At 56.1% G+C, this 15,650-nt stretch carries 19 protein-coding genes; 15 read left to right on the top strand and 4 right to left on the bottom strand.

Going from position 1 to position 15,650, the window contains the following annotated elements; all coding sequences use genetic code 11:
• From secY to B2T33_RS20205, 7 genes are all read left to right on the top strand, one after another.
• A partial coding sequence (gene secY / locus B2T33_RS20235) for a preprotein translocase subunit SecY (RefSeq protein WP_286793076.1) occupies nucleotides 1-837 on the top strand: 837 nt, incomplete at its 5' end.
• Nucleotides 838-867: 30 nt separating this feature from the next.
• Entirely contained in the window at nucleotides 868-1,512 is a 645-nt protein-coding gene (locus tag B2T33_RS20230; protein WP_286793073.1) for an adenylate kinase, read from the top strand.
• Between the two features lie 119 nt (nucleotides 1,513-1,631).
• On the top strand, nucleotides 1,632-2,000 hold the full coding sequence (gene rpsM / locus B2T33_RS20225) for a 30S ribosomal protein S13 (RefSeq protein ID WP_008892195.1): 369 nt from the start codon (nucleotides 1,632-1,634) through the stop codon (nucleotides 1,998-2,000).
• Nucleotides 2,001-2,015: 15 nt separating this feature from the next.
• Complete coding sequence (rpsK, locus tag B2T33_RS20220) at nucleotides 2,016-2,408, top strand: 30S ribosomal protein S11 (RefSeq protein ID WP_044828432.1); 393 nt, start codon at nucleotides 2,016-2,018, stop codon at nucleotides 2,406-2,408.
• 123 nt (nucleotides 2,409-2,531) lie between these two features.
• Nucleotides 2,532-3,548, top strand: coding sequence for a DNA-directed RNA polymerase subunit alpha (locus tag B2T33_RS20215; protein ID WP_008892197.1), 1,017 nt, complete (start codon nucleotides 2,532-2,534; stop codon nucleotides 3,546-3,548).
• A 197-nt stretch (nucleotides 3,549-3,745) separates the two neighbouring features.
• Nucleotides 3,746-4,177 carry a 50S ribosomal protein L17 gene (gene rplQ / locus B2T33_RS20210; protein WP_008892198.1) on the top strand — a complete coding sequence of 144 codons (432 nt, stop codon included), beginning with the start codon at nucleotides 3,746-3,748 and terminating at the stop codon, nucleotides 4,175-4,177.
• A 188-nt stretch (nucleotides 4,178-4,365) separates the two neighbouring features.
• Nucleotides 4,366-5,823, top strand: coding sequence for a DegQ family serine endoprotease (locus B2T33_RS20205; RefSeq protein ID WP_286793068.1), 1,458 nt, complete (start codon nucleotides 4,366-4,368; stop codon nucleotides 5,821-5,823).
• A gap of 65 nt (nucleotides 5,824-5,888) precedes the next feature.
• Here B2T33_RS20205 and B2T33_RS20200 read toward each other — a convergent pair whose 3' ends face one another.
• Nucleotides 5,889-7,118: an MFS transporter gene (locus B2T33_RS20200; RefSeq protein WP_286793066.1), complete on the bottom strand. Its 1,230-nt coding sequence runs from the start codon at nucleotides 7,116-7,118 to the stop codon at nucleotides 5,889-5,891.
• Between the two features lie 206 nt (nucleotides 7,119-7,324).
• Here B2T33_RS20200 and B2T33_RS20195 point away from each other — a divergent pair, with 206 nt between their 5' ends.
• From B2T33_RS20195 to B2T33_RS20175, 5 genes are all read left to right on the top strand, one after another.
• On the top strand, nucleotides 7,325-8,638 hold the full coding sequence (locus B2T33_RS20195) for a replication-associated recombination protein A (protein WP_008892202.1): 1,314 nt from the start codon (nucleotides 7,325-7,327) through the stop codon (nucleotides 8,636-8,638).
• A gap of 118 nt (nucleotides 8,639-8,756) precedes the next feature.
• Nucleotides 8,757-9,362 (top strand): FMN-dependent NADH-azoreductase, encoded by a 606-nt coding sequence (locus B2T33_RS20190; RefSeq protein ID WP_063087040.1) that lies wholly within the window; start codon nucleotides 8,757-8,759, stop codon nucleotides 9,360-9,362.
• 180 nt (nucleotides 9,363-9,542) lie between these two features.
• Entirely contained in the window at nucleotides 9,543-10,073 is a 531-nt protein-coding gene (locus B2T33_RS20185; RefSeq protein WP_286793063.1) for a DUF1499 domain-containing protein, read from the top strand.
• Nucleotides 10,074-10,204: 131 nt separating this feature from the next.
• Nucleotides 10,205-10,597 carry a fluoride efflux transporter CrcB gene (gene crcB, locus B2T33_RS20180; RefSeq protein WP_063087043.1) on the top strand — a complete coding sequence of 131 codons (393 nt, stop codon included), beginning with the start codon at nucleotides 10,205-10,207 and terminating at the stop codon, nucleotides 10,595-10,597.
• Nucleotides 10,594-11,697 carry an RluA family pseudouridine synthase gene (locus B2T33_RS20175; protein ID WP_286793061.1) on the top strand — a complete coding sequence of 368 codons (1,104 nt, stop codon included), beginning with the start codon at nucleotides 10,594-10,596 and terminating at the stop codon, nucleotides 11,695-11,697. Before crcB ends, B2T33_RS20175 begins: the two co-directional genes overlap by 4 nt.
• Nucleotides 11,698-11,791: 94 nt before the next feature.
• On the opposite strand, the gene B2T33_RS20170 is transcribed toward B2T33_RS20175, so the two are convergent.
• Complete coding sequence (locus B2T33_RS20170; protein WP_063087045.1) at nucleotides 11,792-12,058, bottom strand: hypothetical protein; 267 nt, start codon at nucleotides 12,056-12,058, stop codon at nucleotides 11,792-11,794.
• Nucleotides 12,059-12,288: 230 nt separating this feature from the next.
• Between B2T33_RS20170 and B2T33_RS20165 the strand changes: the two genes are divergently transcribed.
• Complete coding sequence (locus B2T33_RS20165; protein WP_286793058.1) at nucleotides 12,289-12,987, top strand: HAD-IA family hydrolase; 699 nt, start codon at nucleotides 12,289-12,291, stop codon at nucleotides 12,985-12,987.
• On the top strand, nucleotides 12,974-13,447 hold the full coding sequence (locus B2T33_RS20160) for an SRPBCC domain-containing protein (RefSeq protein ID WP_286793056.1): 474 nt from the start codon (nucleotides 12,974-12,976) through the stop codon (nucleotides 13,445-13,447). Before B2T33_RS20165 ends, B2T33_RS20160 begins: the two co-directional genes overlap by 14 nt.
• 26 nt (nucleotides 13,448-13,473) lie before the next feature.
• Here B2T33_RS20160 and B2T33_RS20155 read toward each other — a convergent pair whose 3' ends face one another.
• Entirely contained in the window at nucleotides 13,474-14,088 is a 615-nt protein-coding gene (locus tag B2T33_RS20155; RefSeq protein WP_286793054.1) for an HAD family hydrolase, read from the bottom strand.
• A gap of 268 nt (nucleotides 14,089-14,356) precedes the next feature.
• Between B2T33_RS20155 and B2T33_RS20150 the strand changes: the two genes are divergently transcribed.
• Nucleotides 14,357-15,181 carry a dienelactone hydrolase family protein gene (locus tag B2T33_RS20150; RefSeq protein ID WP_063087048.1) on the top strand — a complete coding sequence of 275 codons (825 nt, stop codon included), beginning with the start codon at nucleotides 14,357-14,359 and terminating at the stop codon, nucleotides 15,179-15,181.
• Nucleotides 15,182-15,260: 79 nt separating this feature from the next.
• Here B2T33_RS20150 and B2T33_RS20145 read toward each other — a convergent pair.
• The coding region (locus B2T33_RS20145; RefSeq protein WP_286793051.1) for an ABC transporter permease at nucleotides 15,261-15,650 on the bottom strand (390 nt) is incomplete at its 5' end.

Below are 15,650 nucleotides of genomic sequence, written 5' to 3'. Positions count from 1 at the left end.
GGTGGCACCATGTTCCTGATGTGGCTTGGTGAACAGATCACCCAGCGCGGCATTGGTAACGGTATTTCGCTGATCATCTTTGCCGGTATTGTTGCAGGCCTGCCAAGCGCGATTGCAGGCACCCTTGAACTGGGTCGTACCGGTGCGATTTCTGCACTGGTTATCGTTGCAATCATCGTTCTGGCAATCGCAGTTATCGCCTTCATCGTCTTTGTTGAACGTGCGCAGCGCCGCGTTCTGATCCAGTACCCGAAACGCCAGGTCGGCATGAAGGTCATGGAAGGTCAGAGCTCGCACCTGCCGCTGAAGATCAACACTGCCGGTGTTATTCCGCCGATTTTCGCAAGCTCGTTGCTGCTGATGCCGCTTTCGGTTGCCCAGTTCACCACCGGTGTTGATGCCCCGGCCTGGTTGACGACTGCAACTGCACTGCTTGGCCGTGGTCAGCCGCTTTATATTGCGCTTTATATCGGTTTGATTGTCTTCTTTGCCTTCTTCTACACCGCGGTTGTCTTCAACCCGGAAGATACGGCAGACAACCTGAAGAAACATGGTGGCTTTATTCCGGGCATTCGTCCGGGTAAGAATACAGCCAACTATCTGGATTTCATTCTGACCCGTCTGACGGTGATCGGTGCGGCGTATCTCGCATTCGTCTGTATCCTGCCGGAACTGCTGATCGCGGAATGGTCTGTTCCCTTCTACTTTGGTGGGACTAGCCTCCTGATCGTTGTCACGGTAACCATGGATACCGTTGCGCAGATTCAGTCTCATATGCTGGCTCATCAGTATGAAGGCCTGATCAAGAAATCCAAACTGCGTGGTCGCCGCCGCTAACAAGCGACCACCGCATTCAGGGGGAAGACGATGAATATTATCCTTCTTGGCCCTCCCGGCGCAGGGAAAGGTACCCAGGCCAAGCGTCTTGAAACAGGACGCGGCATGATCCAGCTCTCGACGGGCGACATGCTCCGTGCAGCGGTTGCTGCCGGAACCGAACTGGGGCAGAAGGCAAAGGAAGTCATGGATGCGGGGCAGCTCGTATCCGACGATCTGATGATCGGTCTGATTTCTGAAAGACTTGACCAGGATGACACCAAGGGTGGTTTCATTCTGGACGGGTTCCCGCGCACGACCGCCCAGGCAGAAGCTCTGGACGAAATGCTGGAATCCAAGGGACTGGCACTTGATTACGTGATTGAACTGCGTGTTGATGATGCAGCGTTGGTGGCCCGTGTTGTCGGTCGCTATACCTGTGCGAAATGCGGGCAGGGCTATCATGACGAGTTCCAGAAACCCGCCAAGGAAGGTGTCTGTGACGTTTGTGGCAGCACCGAATTTAAACGCCGTGCGGACGACACAGCCGAGACGGTCACCTCGCGACTGGAAGCTTATCACAAGCAGACAGCACCGATCATTCCTTACTATGAAAAGGTCGGTAAGCTGAAAACAGTTGACGGGATGGCTGAAATCGACGAAGTTACGCGCGAGATTGAAGCCATCCTGGGGTAATTTCCCGGGCAGGGCGTTTTTTTGCTGGCGGGTTGGCAGTAATGCTGGCCCGCTTTTGCAGCGTCCTACCCTACCGGATCTGCCCCTGGGTTTGTTAACAGGAAACAGGAGTTCACATAGTGGCTCGTATTGCTGGCGTAAACATCCCGACCGCGAAGCGCGTCGTGATTGCGCTTACCTACATCACCGGTATTGGCCCGGCTAAAGCCAAAGAAATTTGCGCAAAGGTCGGAATCGAATCCGCAACCCGCGTTCATCAGCTTTCTGATGACCAGGTTCTGAAGGTTCGTGAAGTTATCGACGCTGATTACACCGTCGAAGGCGACCTCCGTCGTGAAACCGCAATGAACATTAAACGTCTGATGGACCTGGGCAGCTATCGCGGCCTGCGTCATCGTCGCGGTCTCCCGGTACGCGGTCAGCGTACCCACACCAACGCTCGCACCCGTAAGGGCCCGGCTAAGCCGATTGCTGGCAAGAAGAAGTAAGGTAGGGGAACGACAATGGCGAAAGCTCCTCAGACTCGCGTGCGTCGCCGCGAGCGCAAGAACATTACGAACGGTATCGCGCACGTAAACGCGACCTTCAACAACACCATGATCACCATCACCGACGTTCAGGGTAACACCATTTCCTGGTCGACCGCTGGTGGTATGGGTTTCCGCGGTTCGCGTAAATCGACTCCGTATGCTGCACAGATGGCTGCCGAAGATGCAGGTAAAAAAGCTGCTGAACACGGCATGAAAACCCTCGAAGTACAGGTTAAAGGCCCGGGTTCGGGACGTGAATCTGCACTGCGTGCGCTGCAGGCTGTCGGTTTCACCATTACGTCGATCAAAGACGTAACGCCGATTCCGCACAACGGTTGCCGTCCGCGTAAACGTCGTCGCGTCTAATCGCGTCGATCCTTGCGGACGACCCCGCGTTTGGGCCCGGGATGACCGGGCCTCTTCGCGTTTCTCGTGGGGGCAAGTTTATTGCCCTCCTTTCCATAGGCTCCAGTTGCGAAGGTGGGTCTCGTGATTCAAAAGAACTGGCAGGAACTGATTAAGCCGACGAAGCTTGATGTTACTCCGGGTACTGATGCCAGCCGTATTGGTACGATCGTGGCAGAACCGCTGGAGCGCGGTTTTGGTCAGACTCTGGGTAACGCGCTGCGTCGCATTCTGCTGTCGTCGCTCCAGGGTTCGGCAGTTACTGCGATCCAGATCGACGGTGTATTGCACGAATTTTCGTCGATCCCGGGTGTGCGTGAAGATGTCACCGACATCATCCTGAACATCAAGACCATGGGCGTGCGTATGCATGCTGAAGGTCCGAAGAAAATGGCTCTGAAGGCGACCGGCCCTGGTGCCGTCACCGCAGGTCAGATCGAAACCGGTGCGGATATCGAAATCCTTAACCCGGATCTCGAGCTTTGCCATCTTGACGATGGTGCTACGCTCAACATCGAATTCACCGTTGATAACGGTAAAGGCTATGTTGCAGCCAGCTCGCACAGCTCGTCGGATGCGCCGATTGGTCTTATTCCGATCGATGCGATCTTCAGCCCGATCCGTAAAGTGGCCTACAAGGTGGAAAACACCCGTGTTGGTCAGGATACCGACTTTGACAAGCTGTCGCTGACCGTTGAAACCAACGGTGCACTGACCCCAGAAGATTCGGTTGCACTTGCTGCCCGTATCCTTCAGGACCAGCTGTCGCTGTTCGTCAACTTCGAAGAGCCGGAAGCGGTTGTCGAAGAGAAGAAAGAAGACGAACTGCCGTTCAACCGTAACCTTCTTCGTAAGGTTGACGAGCTTGAGCTGTCGGTACGTTCGGCTAACTGCCTGAAGAACGACAACATCATCTATATCGGTGATCTTGTTCAGAAGACCGAAGCAGAAATGCTCCGTACGCCGAACTTCGGCCGTAAGTCGCTGAACGAAATCAAGGATGTACTGGCTCAGATGGGTCTGCATCTTGGTATGGAAGTCGGCGGTTGGCCGCCGGAAAACATCGAAGAACTTGCGCGCAAGTTCGAAGATCCGTTCTAAGAACGGGTCTTCGGCCTTCGGGCCGAGATCGGAACATTCGTGTTCCAAACCGGGGACCCCAGTTGTTTGGGCATCCGGCGGGCTTGTTGCCCACACCGCACGTGCATAACCTGGCCTTTCTGTAAAAGTGATCAGGGTGGCGGCGCGGTTTTACAATCGGTTTCGTGAGCGAAGCCAGGCTATTAAGGAGAGTTACCATGCGTCACGGTATGCAAGGCCGTAAGCTTAATCGTACTTCGTCCCATCGTAAGGCGATGTTTGCCAACATGGCAGTTTCGCTGCTCACCCACGAGCAGATCAAAACCACTCTTCCGAAGGCCAAGGATCTTCGCCCGTATGTCGAAAAACTGATTACGCTGGGCAAGCGGGGCGACCTGCATGCACGCCGTCAGGCCATTTCGATCCTGCGTGATGACAAAGTCGTTGCCAAGCTGTTCGGCGAAATCGCTGACCGCTACAAAGAGCGCGCTGGTGGTTACACCCGTGTTCTCAAGGCTGGCTTCCGTTATGGCGATGCGGCTCCGGTTGCTGTGATTGAACTTGTCGATCGCAACGCCGATGCAAAAGGCGCGGAAGACCGTGCTCGCCTCGAAGCAGAGGGCGAAGGCGAAGAAGCAGCTGCTGAATAAGCAACGCTTCGGCCTTTAAGAAACAGAAACGGGCGATGCCATTCGGTGTCGCCCGTTTTCTTTTGGCTAAATTTCAGAAATTTCATATTTCCGACAAGGTTGCGCGTAAGGTCTAGTTTCCCTAATTGATGACAAGTCTTTGTCGGTCACAGGACCGCGAACAAGCAAACCAACAGAGAGAGTGTGACGTGCAGGCAAGATGGATTTCAAAGATTGTCGCCTTTGCCATAATCGGACTCGCGACGATTTCAAGCACAGGCAATCTGGCCCATGCCCAAAGCGATGAAGCCACCCTGGACCGGCGTTTGCCGTCAAGCCAGGCGGACATCAAGATGTCGCTTTCGCCATTGGTCAAACAAACCGCCCCGGCGGTTGTCAACATCTACACCAAGAAGGTCGTCGAACAACGCCAGCGCACGCCGTTCTTCAACGACCCGTTCTTCAAGCAATTCTTTGGCGATCGTTTCGGTGGTGCTTTTGGCGCCCCGCGCCAGCGTGTTGAACGTTCGCTCGGTTCCGGTGTGATTGTTTCGGGCAATGGCACGGTGGTCACCAACCATCACGTGATCGATGGCGCCAGCGAGATCCGCGTTGTCTTGCATGACAACCGCGAATTTGATGCCGATCTGGTCGGCTCGGACGAACGCACCGATCTTGCCGTCCTGAAACTGCGCGGGGTCGATAACGAACTGCCGGCCATTCCGTTTGGCGACTCTGACGCGGTCGAGGTTGGCGACCTTGTTCTGGCCATCGGCAACCCGTTTGGTGTCGGACAGACTGTGACCAGTGGCATTGTCTCGGCATTGGCCCGTGCCGGTGTCACCGGTCAGGATTACCAATCCTTCATCCAGACCGATGCCGCGATCAACCCGGGGAATTCCGGCGGGGCATTGGTAGATATTGATGGCAACCTGATCGGCGTCAACTCGGCGATCTTTACCAAGTCCGGCGGGTCGAACGGCATCGGCTTTGCGGTTCCGGCCAATATGGTCAAGGTGGTGATGCGCGGCCTGATCAGTGGCGATTTGCGTCGTCCGTGGCTGGGTGCAGCCGGGCAGTCGGTGACGGCCGATCTGGCGGCCTCGCTTGAATTGGATCGCCCGCATGGTGTTCTGATCAACAAGGTTCGCGCCGGAAGCCCCGCTGAACGCGGCGGCCTGCAATCGGGTGACGTTGTCATCGCGGTCAATGGCCTGGCCGTTGATAACCCGAACGAGCTTAAATTCCGTATCGCAACGCTTGAGCTGAACGGAGAGGCAAAGCTGTCAGTCCTGCGGCGCGGGGCTGAAACCATCCTTGCCATGCCGCTGGAAGTCGCACCGGAAATTCCCGCCCGTGACGAAAGCATCATCGATGGCCGCAATCCGTTCAGCGGCACCAAAATCGCCAATATGAACCCGGCACTGGCCGATGAACTGGGCATCGATACGCTGAGCGAAGGTGTAATGATCCTCGCCGTTGCCCGCGATAGCCTCGCACGCCGCACCCGTCTTCAGGCCGGTGACTATATTGTCGAGGTCAATGGACAGCCGATTGATACAGTCGCGCGTTTCAAGGAAGTCGTCCGAGCCGGTGAACGCAGTCGCGACTGGAAGATTTCCGTCAAACGCGATGGCAAGGTCCTTACGGGTGATTTCACCCTGTAACCGTCAGGTCTGATACCCAAAACAATGGCGCGGACCTCTGTGGTGCGCTCCTTTTTGTATCTTGGTCAGTCGGATGTGCCGGGGGCGGGGCGATGACGCAACATCATCAGCGCGGCAAAGGTCACAAGGCCAAGCACGATGGTCAGCAAAATCGCATACTGCCTGTAATCATCAATCAAAAGCCCGAAGACAAACGGGGCCGCCGCCTGTGCAAAGCGCGATGGTGCCATGATATAGCCTTGCCGGGCGCCATATCCAACCGGGCCAAAGATCGCCAGTGGCAAGGTGCCCTTGGCAATGGTCAGAATGCCATTGCCGATCCCGTGCAGGCTGGTAAACAGCATTCCGACCGGCCCGCCAAAGATCAAAAGCAATACCGCCCCCACCGGATGGGTCAGGGCAGAAAGCCGTGATGAAATCAGCGGATGCATCTTTTTGAGCAACCCGAACTCGGCCAACCGGCCTGCAACCTGTGCTGGCCCCACAAGCGACGCGGCAATCAGCGCACCGGCGGCATCCATCCCCGAAATTTGTAACAGGCGCGGCAAATGGGCGGCCATGGCCGTTGCGGTAAACCAGCTGGCGGCAAACACGATGGCCAGAAGGACCATCGGCATGTTGAAGATATCCGAACGCGATAGCTTGGCCGGGGCAGGGACAGCGGTAGGGGATGCTTTGGCCGTATCCGCGGCAGGGGACGCGCGGTTGCCTGTCTTGGTGCGCGGGATCAGAAACAGATTAAGTGGCAAGCCCAGCACGATATGCATCGCCGCCCAGAAGTAGCACGCCGTGCGCCAGTCAAATTCGGCCTCGATCCCGGCGGTAATCGGCCAGCAGATCGTGCTGGCAAAACCGGCAATCAGGGTAATGCCGGTGATCGGGCCCCGCGCATCATGGCCATAAATCCAGCTCAGCGTGGCAAAGGCCGACTCATAAAGCCCCATCGACATGCCAACACCAATGACGCACCACGCCACACACATCATGGTCAGACTGTCCGCCGTACCCAGCATCGCAAGGCCGCACGCAAAGATCAGGCTGGACACCGCCAGCACCGTGCGCCCACCAAACTGGTCAATCCGCGCCCCGGCCTTGGGGCCGAAAAGGGCGGCAACCACCAGCGCAAGTGAAAAGGCGCCAAACGCCCAACCCGTTGGAATGCCAAGCTCATTCGCCATCGGCTCTGCCAAGATGGCCGGCAGATACAATGTGGTACCAAATGCAAGGGTCTGTCCCGTGCCCAAGCCGATCACAATCGGCAATTTGGCGGGCGTGCCGTGCGAAGTCGACGTCATGGCAGGCACCGACAGTCAGGGTCGGGCAGGCGGGCAAAAACGAGCGTCACGAACGTGTTCTTTTTGTTGCTTGGATGGAAACAAGCCTGAAAGCTATGCCGCACATATGCCAGCGTCAATCGACGATGTTTCGTCTGTCATCAATGTCATCTGCGTGTTACTTTCCGGTCAAGACGCTCCAAAAACCAACATCGTATTGTTCCAGCATGGTTTCCCTGTTTGAAAGTCAGGTCACGCGCCCTTTGGCCGACAGACTGCGTCCCGCCAAACTCGATGAAGTGGTGGGCCAGGGGCATCTGTTTGGCGATGATGGCCCGATCACCCGCATGATCAAGACCGGCCGTGTGCCGTCGGTGATCCTGTGGGGGCCGCCGGGCTGTGGCAAAACGACATTGGCGCGGCTGATGGCCGATGTTGCCGATATGGCGTTTGAACCGCTTTCTGCGATCTTTTCTGGCGTTGCCGACCTGCGCAAGGTGTTTGAACGTGCCCGTGCGCGCCGTTCCACCGGTGGGGCAACTTTGCTGTTCATCGACGAGATACACCGTTTCAACAAGGCCCAGCAGGACAGCTTCCTGCCCTATGTCGAAGACGGCACCATCACCCTGATCGGCGCGACCACCGAAAACCCGTCTTTTGAATTGAACGCAGCACTTCTGTCACGGTGTCAGGTACTGGTGCTCAAGCGTCTTGATGATCAGGGCCTTGAAGAACTGCTGGTGCGCGCCGAAAAGGAAATGGGCTTTGAACTGCCCGTCACGCCCGAGGCACGCGAAACCCTGCGCGCCATGGCCGATGGCGACGGGCGTTATTGCCTGAACCTGGCAGAGGAACTGTTTTCCCTGCCGCCCAGCGAAGATGATGGCCCGCTTGGCGTGGCGGAGCTTGCCCGCACCGTGCAAAAGCGCATGCCGATCTATGACAAGGGCGATGACAGCCACTACAACCTGATCAGCGCGCTGCATAAATCCATTCGTGGCTCCGACCCGGATGCAGCGTTGTATTGGTTCAACCGTATGCTGGCCGGGGGAGAGGATCCCAAATTCGTCGCCCGCCGACTGACCCGCATGGCGGTCGAGGATATCGGTCTTGCCGATCCACAGGCCCAGCAATTCTGCATCGGGGCATGGGAATCATACGAACGCCTTGGCAGTCCCGAAGGCGAACTGGCCTTGGCACAGGCGGTGATTTACCTCGCCCTCGCGCCGAAATCCAATGCCGGGTATGCGGCTTATAAAAAGTCGCTCAAGATTGCGCGCGATACCGGGTCGCTGATGCCACCTGCCCATATCCTTAATGCCCCGACCAAGCTGATGAAGGATATCGGCTATGGCACCGGCTATGCCTATGACCATGATCAGGAAGATGGTTTTTCCGGCCAGAACTACTTCCCTGAAGGCATGCGTCGTCAAAATTTCTACGAGCCGGTCGAACGCGGCTTTGAACGCGATCTTAAAAAACGCGTCGAATATTTCGACCGCCTGCGCGCGGAGCGTCAAAAGAAAGGCGACAATAAATAACCAAAGGTTATTTAGGTTCCAAAATGGAAACAATCTGGTGAAGAGTCTCTGGCTAAACAGATCGGTTTGGCAGGCGTAAGTTCAGGGCAACAAACAAACCCGGACTCGGAGACTGAAAATGACTAAAGTTCTGCATGTTAGCGCATCTGTGAATGGTGAGAACTCGAACTCCCGCCAGATCGCCCTCAAACTGATCGACCGCATCAAAGCCGCTGATTCATCGGCAACCGTTATCGAACGCGACACCAACGAGGCAGTCGTTTCAGCGATCACCGGCGAAACCGTCGGTGCCTATTACACCCCGGCTGAAAACCGTTCGGAAGCTCAGAAAAAAGTGATCGCCGCATCTGACAAGATGGTGGCTGAAATTATGGATGCAGACGTTCTTGTGATCGGTGCACCGATGTACAACTTCTCCATCCCATCGACCCTTAAGGCTTGGGTTGACCTGATTGCACGCGTTGGTGTGACCTTCAACTACACCGAAAACGGCCCGGTTGGCTTGGTCGAAGGCAAAAAAGCCTACATCGTTGCCGCAACCGGTGGCGTTCCGGTCAATAGCCCGGCTGATTTCGCGACCCCGTACCTCAAACAGGTTCTGGCCTTTATCGGCATCACCGATGTCGAAGTCGTCGAAGCGTCTGGCTTTGGTGTTAACGCCGAAGAAGCCATGGCCAAGGCAATTGCCAATGTCGAAGCTGCCAAGCTGCCGGCCGCTGCCTAAGCATCCCGTTTCAAAAGTCCCGCTACATTCCCGCCGATCAGCGAATTTCCATATCCCCCCCCCTTGGTTTGCTGATTGACGGGCGTGTTTCCCGAAATGCCCGACGGTTCCCTCCCGTTCGGGCATTTTGATTCTTAACCTTTTGTGGTTAATGTATCGGAGTTCGCAAAAGGGCAGGTGGTGTCATTGAAACGGCTGGCGATGGTTGCAATCTGGGGACTGCTGGTACTGGCAGGCATTTTCGTAACGGTCCGTTTTACCGGGCTGATGGATCATATGTTGCCTGCTGGCGATCCCCCCAATATGACCTTCGGGCGCGATGCCGACCTTCCGAATGTGCCGAATTTCTTCCTTGCCTGTCCGGCCGACCGGCTGCCTGACAGTGACCGCGCCATGCAAAGTCCGTCTTTTGCGGCGTCGGTCGCGACACTGACCGAGGTTTTGATCGAAACCGCCCCGGATCACGGCATGACGTTGATGACCGATGTTTCAGGTGGCAAGGCCGGTCGCCTTTATTTCCTGGCGCGCTCAGCAGTATTTCGCTTTCCCGACTGGGTCGAGATCGAGCTGATCCTGCCGGAAACCGGCAATGATGTGGCTTTCTGTTTGTTCGCCCAATCGGTCTATGGCCGCGATGATTTCGGGCAAAATGAAAAACGCACACGGGCCTGGCTTGCCGATGTCGAAGCCCGCATGGGACAAAATCAGTAAACCGGCATTAAACCGCCATGGCCAATGCGATTGATCATCCGTCGGCCATGGTGTTTGATACCCTTGGCTGGCATGGGCCCATGCCGTATTCACACGTGACATTTCAGGACTGAGGGAATAGGTTCCGCGCCATGCAATTTTCACCGTTGTTAATCGCATCCATTGCCTTGGGCGGTGCCATTGGTGCCGTTGCGCGTCACAGTGTTTCCGTCATGATGGGTTCTGTGATGGGCACTGGATTTCCCTGGGGAACTTTGACGGTCAATGTCGTCGGTTCGTTCCTGATGGGGGTGCTGATCGAGGTTTCCGCCCTGAAACTATCCATGGGGCTTGAAACGCGCGCACTCCTTGTGACCGGTTTTCTGGGGGCGTTTACAACTTTTTCGACGTTCTCGCTGGATGTCGCGACTTTGTATGAACGGGGCAATATGGGGCTTGCCGCCCTTTATGTTGGTGTTTCCGTGGTGGTCGGTATTTCGGCATTGTTTGGCGCAATCGCGCTGGTAAGGGGTATTCTGCAATGAGTGGTGTCACTCTGCGCAAGGTCAAGGCAGACGAGGCCGACATTCGGCTCGATCGCTGGTTCAAGCGCAACTGTCCCGAATTCACATTTGGTCAGGTCCAGAAATTCCTGCGTGGCGGTCAGATCCGTGTCGATGGCAAACGTGCCAAGGCCAATCAGCGTGTTGAGCCGGGTCAGGAAATCCGTGTGCCACCCGTACCTGTCATGTCTGGTGGCGGCACCGGCCCATGGGCCGAAGACGGTTCGAGCTATAACCCGTCTGAAGTCCAGCAACGCAAACAGGCTGGCCCCGCCAAGTCCGATGCGACCGAGGCAGAGCTGCAGGCACTGCGCGATTCCGTCATTTTCTATGACGAGTTGGTTCTGGCGATCAACAAGCCCGCCGGCCTTGCCGTGCAGGGCGGGACCAACACCAATGTTCATGTCGATGGCATGCTTGATGCGCTGAAACTCGATAGCAAAGAACGCCCGAAGCTGGTCCACCGTCTGGATAAGGACACCAGTGGTGTTCTGTTGCTGGCCCGTTCGGCATCGGCGGCCCATGCGCTGACCAAGGCGTTCAAGGATAAATCGACCCGCAAGCTTTACTGGGCGATTGTCACCGGTGCGCCTGCGGAACGCGAAGGCATGATTGATGCCCCGCTTGCCAAAATTGCTGGCAAGGGCGGGGAGAAAATGGTCATCGATGAAAAGCTCGGTAAATCGGCACAGTCTGTTTTCCGTCAGCTTCATCGCGCCGGGCGCAAAGCCGCATGGCTTGCCCTGTCACCGCTGACCGGTCGTACTCACCAGCTGCGTGTCCATTGCGAGGCCATCGAATGCCCGATCCTGGGTGATGGCAAATATGGTGGACCCAAGGCGTTTATTGATGGCCTGTCCAATCAGATGCATCTGCATGCGCGTGCGATTGATTTCCCGCACCCGGTCACTGGCCATCGCGTCGTGATCGAGGCACCCGTGCCGGAACATTTCGGCGAAACGCTCAAAAAGCTGAACTTCGATCCGAAAACGCCGACCAAATTCCTGACCCCGGAAATTCACCGCGAGAAGGAAGAGAAGCCCAAACCAAAGGCAAAGCCGTCGCGTGCGCGCAAGAAATAGGGTGTTTTCCAAACAGCACCAGACACCGAAAAGCCGACGCATTGCGTCGGCTTTTTCGTCCTCCTGATCAAACGGCGTTGGGACACAGTCTGTACTAGGTGTTTTTGCTGTCGAAACGTCTCATGAAGGCGTCATAGACCCGGTTCAGGTGTTGGGCATGAACCGTGTTACCCATGCGTTCACACATTTCGGCCTGGCCCTTGATCATCACGGCAAGCTGTTTGCGGCCGTTTTTGGTATGCACCATGCACTCACCCTCCTCAAGGGCGGTGACCAATGGAATATGCTCGCACTCGGCAATAGCCAGCACTTCCTCCTCGGTGAGGTCGCTGAAGTCGATGCAGTCGCGAAGTGTAAGCATGGTCTGCCTCCTGTCGCAGAGAGCCTGCCTCTGTCGGGCAGGGCCCTGTAGGCCAGAATTCAATTGTAGCGCGCATTGCGCCGCTTAGACAGTAATACAAAATTCACTTGTGGTTTCTGGTGCTTCCCGCACAGCACAAAAAATGCACGGCAATACAACCGCGGGAGACTCGATCTTTGAAACGCTTTCGATTAGTCTCCGCGTTCCAAATTTTTGATGAAAGACCCCACATGACCACTGATCCGCTTAGACTTGTGATTTTTGATTGCGACGGCACCCTTGTCGACAGCCAGCACGCCATTGCGCATTGCATGGATCATGCCTTTGCACAGCACGGTCTGGATTGCCCGGGGCTTGAAAACACGCGCACTATCATCGGTCTGAGCCTGCCCGAAGCCATCACAAAGCTGGCAAGCCCGGCGCGGGTGGATGAGGACATCATCGCAGCGGTGACAGCGGCCTATAAAACCGCGTTCTTCACCCTGCGCCAGACCCCCGATTTTCACGAACCGCTGTTCCCCGGTGTGCACGAAGTTCTGATGGAAATCGATGGCCGCAAATGGTTAAGCGGTGTGGCAACCGGCAAGGCCCGCCGAGGCCTTGATGCGGTGCTGGCGCGCAACGAACTTGAAGGCCGCTTTGTCACCCTTCAGACCTGTGACAATCACCCGTCAAAGCCCAATCCCGCGATGTTGGTGGCAGCCCTTGAAGAAACCGGGGTGGATGCGCCCAATGCGGTGATTGTTGGCGATACCAGCTATGACATCGAAATGGGCCGGGCGGCTGGCATGATCGCCATCGGCGTTGATTGGGGCTATCATGATGTTGATACCCTGCATAAATCAGGTGCGCACGCAGTGATCAGTCACTTTGACGAACTGACCGCTGCCCTTGATACGATTTGGGAAATTGACCGTGACGCCGCTTAAGAATCCCGACCTTGCCCCGATCCGCTTTGAGCTGACCCTGGCCGTCGATCCCGAAGATGCCTTCAAGGCCTTTACTGCGGGCTTTGGCGACTGGTGGCCGACCGATACCCATTCGATCTCGAAAAAGGACTGCATCACGGTCGAATTCAATTCGGGTGTTGGCGGGGAAATCATTGAACGCGCCAAGGGGCAGGATGATATCCCGTGGGGGCGGGTACGAAGTTGGCAACCGGGCGAACATGTGTCCTTTACCTGGCATCCGGGCTGGAACGCCGGCGACTTTACCCTGGTTGAGGTGTCCTTTGACCTCAACGAGTTTGGTCGCTGTGTCATCCGTTTGGAGCACAAGGCATGGGAAAATGTCGGCGAAATCGCGCCAGCCCTTCGCGAAGGCTACCTCAAGGGCTGGGAATTTGCCTTTGGCGAATGCTTTGGCAATTACCTGCGCCAGCGCCGCTAGGGGCGGCTTTGATGTCGGTCCGCTGATCAGTACAGCTGGTATTCGATCAATTCACGCTGCAATTTGACCGGATCGCGGAACCAGTGGGTGATAAAGCCCAGTTCGCGTGCCTGCTGAATGTTGCGTTCGCTGTCATCGATAAACAGGGTTTCGCGCGGGTTAAGCTTGAAACGCGCAATCGCCAGATCAAAAATTCGCGGATCCGGCTTGGCGAGTTTTTCTTGGCCAGACACCAGAATATCTTCGAAGTGATCAAGGAACTCAAAGCGTTCCAACGCATGCGGCCATGTTTCTGCCGACCAGTTGGTCAGGGCAAACAGGCGCACCTTCTTGCGTTTTTCAAGGTCTTCAAGAATCCCGACCGTGCGATCAATCGCCCCTTTTAGCATCTCCGGCCAGCGTTCCCGCCATGCGGCGATCTCGTCATGGTGCTGCGGATAGCGGTGCTGAAGGTCGGGGATGGAATTGGCAAAGCTCAGCATCCCCTGGTCATGCAGATGGTTCCAGTGCGGATGGCAAACCTCGGCCAGAAAACGCTCCATCTCCGCATCGTCCTTGAACATCTTGCGATACAGATAACGCGGATCCCAGTCGACAAGAACGCCGCCAAGGTCGAACAAAACCGTTTCAATATCGCGCATGTCTTCTCCATCTGGCGGGTTGTGGCTGTTGGGTGCCCCTTTTAATCAGGGGACGTCCATTGGTGCAAGCAGCAGTTAAGGGCCAAGCGCTGTGTTATCATGATCCTTGTTGCGATTGGCACCGTAAACAAACCTGAATGAAATGCGGTCGCGCCTGAATATAGATGACAGGCCAGATGACAGTAATGTCATTTGCCAACCGGGCGTGCCGTCGCAAATGATGGTGATACGGGAAAACCCGAAAACAGGAATCAGAAGAGGCTAGAACATGTGTACGCTAGACGGATGTGGCTCCCACGAACATCTCGGTCCGCCGCCCAAGGCAACCGATGAAGAACGCCGACTGTTTCTGAAGGGCGCAGTTGCCCTGCCTTTGGCTGTTATTCTTGCCGACCCGATGCTGGCCCATGCGGCCGGACACGGACTTGATAAAGTGACCATCACCACGCCAGAAGGCGATGAAATGGTCGCCGAAGTCGCCATGCCGGCCACCCTGCCGGCACCCACGGTCATTCTGATCCATGAATGGTGGGGTCTTAATGATCATATCCGTGCGGTGGCGGCCGAATATGCCAAGCAGGGCTATATCGCGCTTGCGGTTGATCTGTATGGTGAACCGCCTGCCACCACGCCGGATGGGGCGCGTTCCCTGATGTCGTCGATGGACCCGGCAGTTGCGACCCGCAAATTGCAGGCCTCGGTCGAATTCCTGCGTAATCACAAGGACTCAACTGGCAAGGTTGGTTCGGTCGGTTGGTGCTTTGGTGGTGGCTGGTCGCTCAATACAGCACTTGCCACCAATATTGACGCAGCCGTGATCTATTACGGCAATGTAAAAAAGACCCCGGAACAGGTCGCAACGCTCAATGCGCCGATTATGGGCCATTTCGGCACCCTTGATAAAAACATCAACCGGGAAATGGTCGAAGGCTTCGAAGAATCGCTGCGCATCGCCGGCAAAACCGATTACCAGTTCTTCTGGTATGACGCCGATCACGCCTTTGCCAACCCGACCGGCGGGCGCTATGACGGCGAAGATGCCATGCTGGCCTGGGAACGCACCATGGCCTTCTTTGACGAACATCTCAGCTAACCATCGCAAATGGTACGATGAAAAAAGGCCGGGGTTTTCCCGGCCTTTTTATTTGTCTGATGATTGGTCTAAATGGGGTTTAGTTGGTTGGATTTCCGCGGTTCGCCCATTTGGTTGACCGGCGTTCGATGACGTTGAAGATCTCATACATCGCAATGCCCATCACCGCGATCACCAGCAATCCGGCAAACACCAGCGGCATGTTGAATTTCGACGAAGCCGACAGCATCAAATAACCAACACCCACGTTCGACGCGACAGTTTCCGAAATCACCGACCCGACAAAGGCCAGCGTGATCGCAACCTTAAGGGATGCAAAGAAGTACGGCATCGCCCGCGGGAAACCAACCTTGATCAGTATGTCACGCCGTGTCGCACCAAGCGACCGCAACACATCGCGCAATTCCGGTTCCAGGGTCGCAAGGCCGGTGGCAACATTGACCACAATCGGGAAGAACGAAATCAAAAA

This window comes from Thalassospira sp. UBA4513, assembly GCF_002388495.1.
GTDB lineage: Bacteria > Pseudomonadota > Alphaproteobacteria > Rhodospirillales > Thalassospiraceae > Thalassospira > Thalassospira tepidiphila.
The sequence above is the reverse complement of the archived record's forward strand: the minus strand, read 5'-3'. Positions and strand labels throughout refer to the sequence as shown.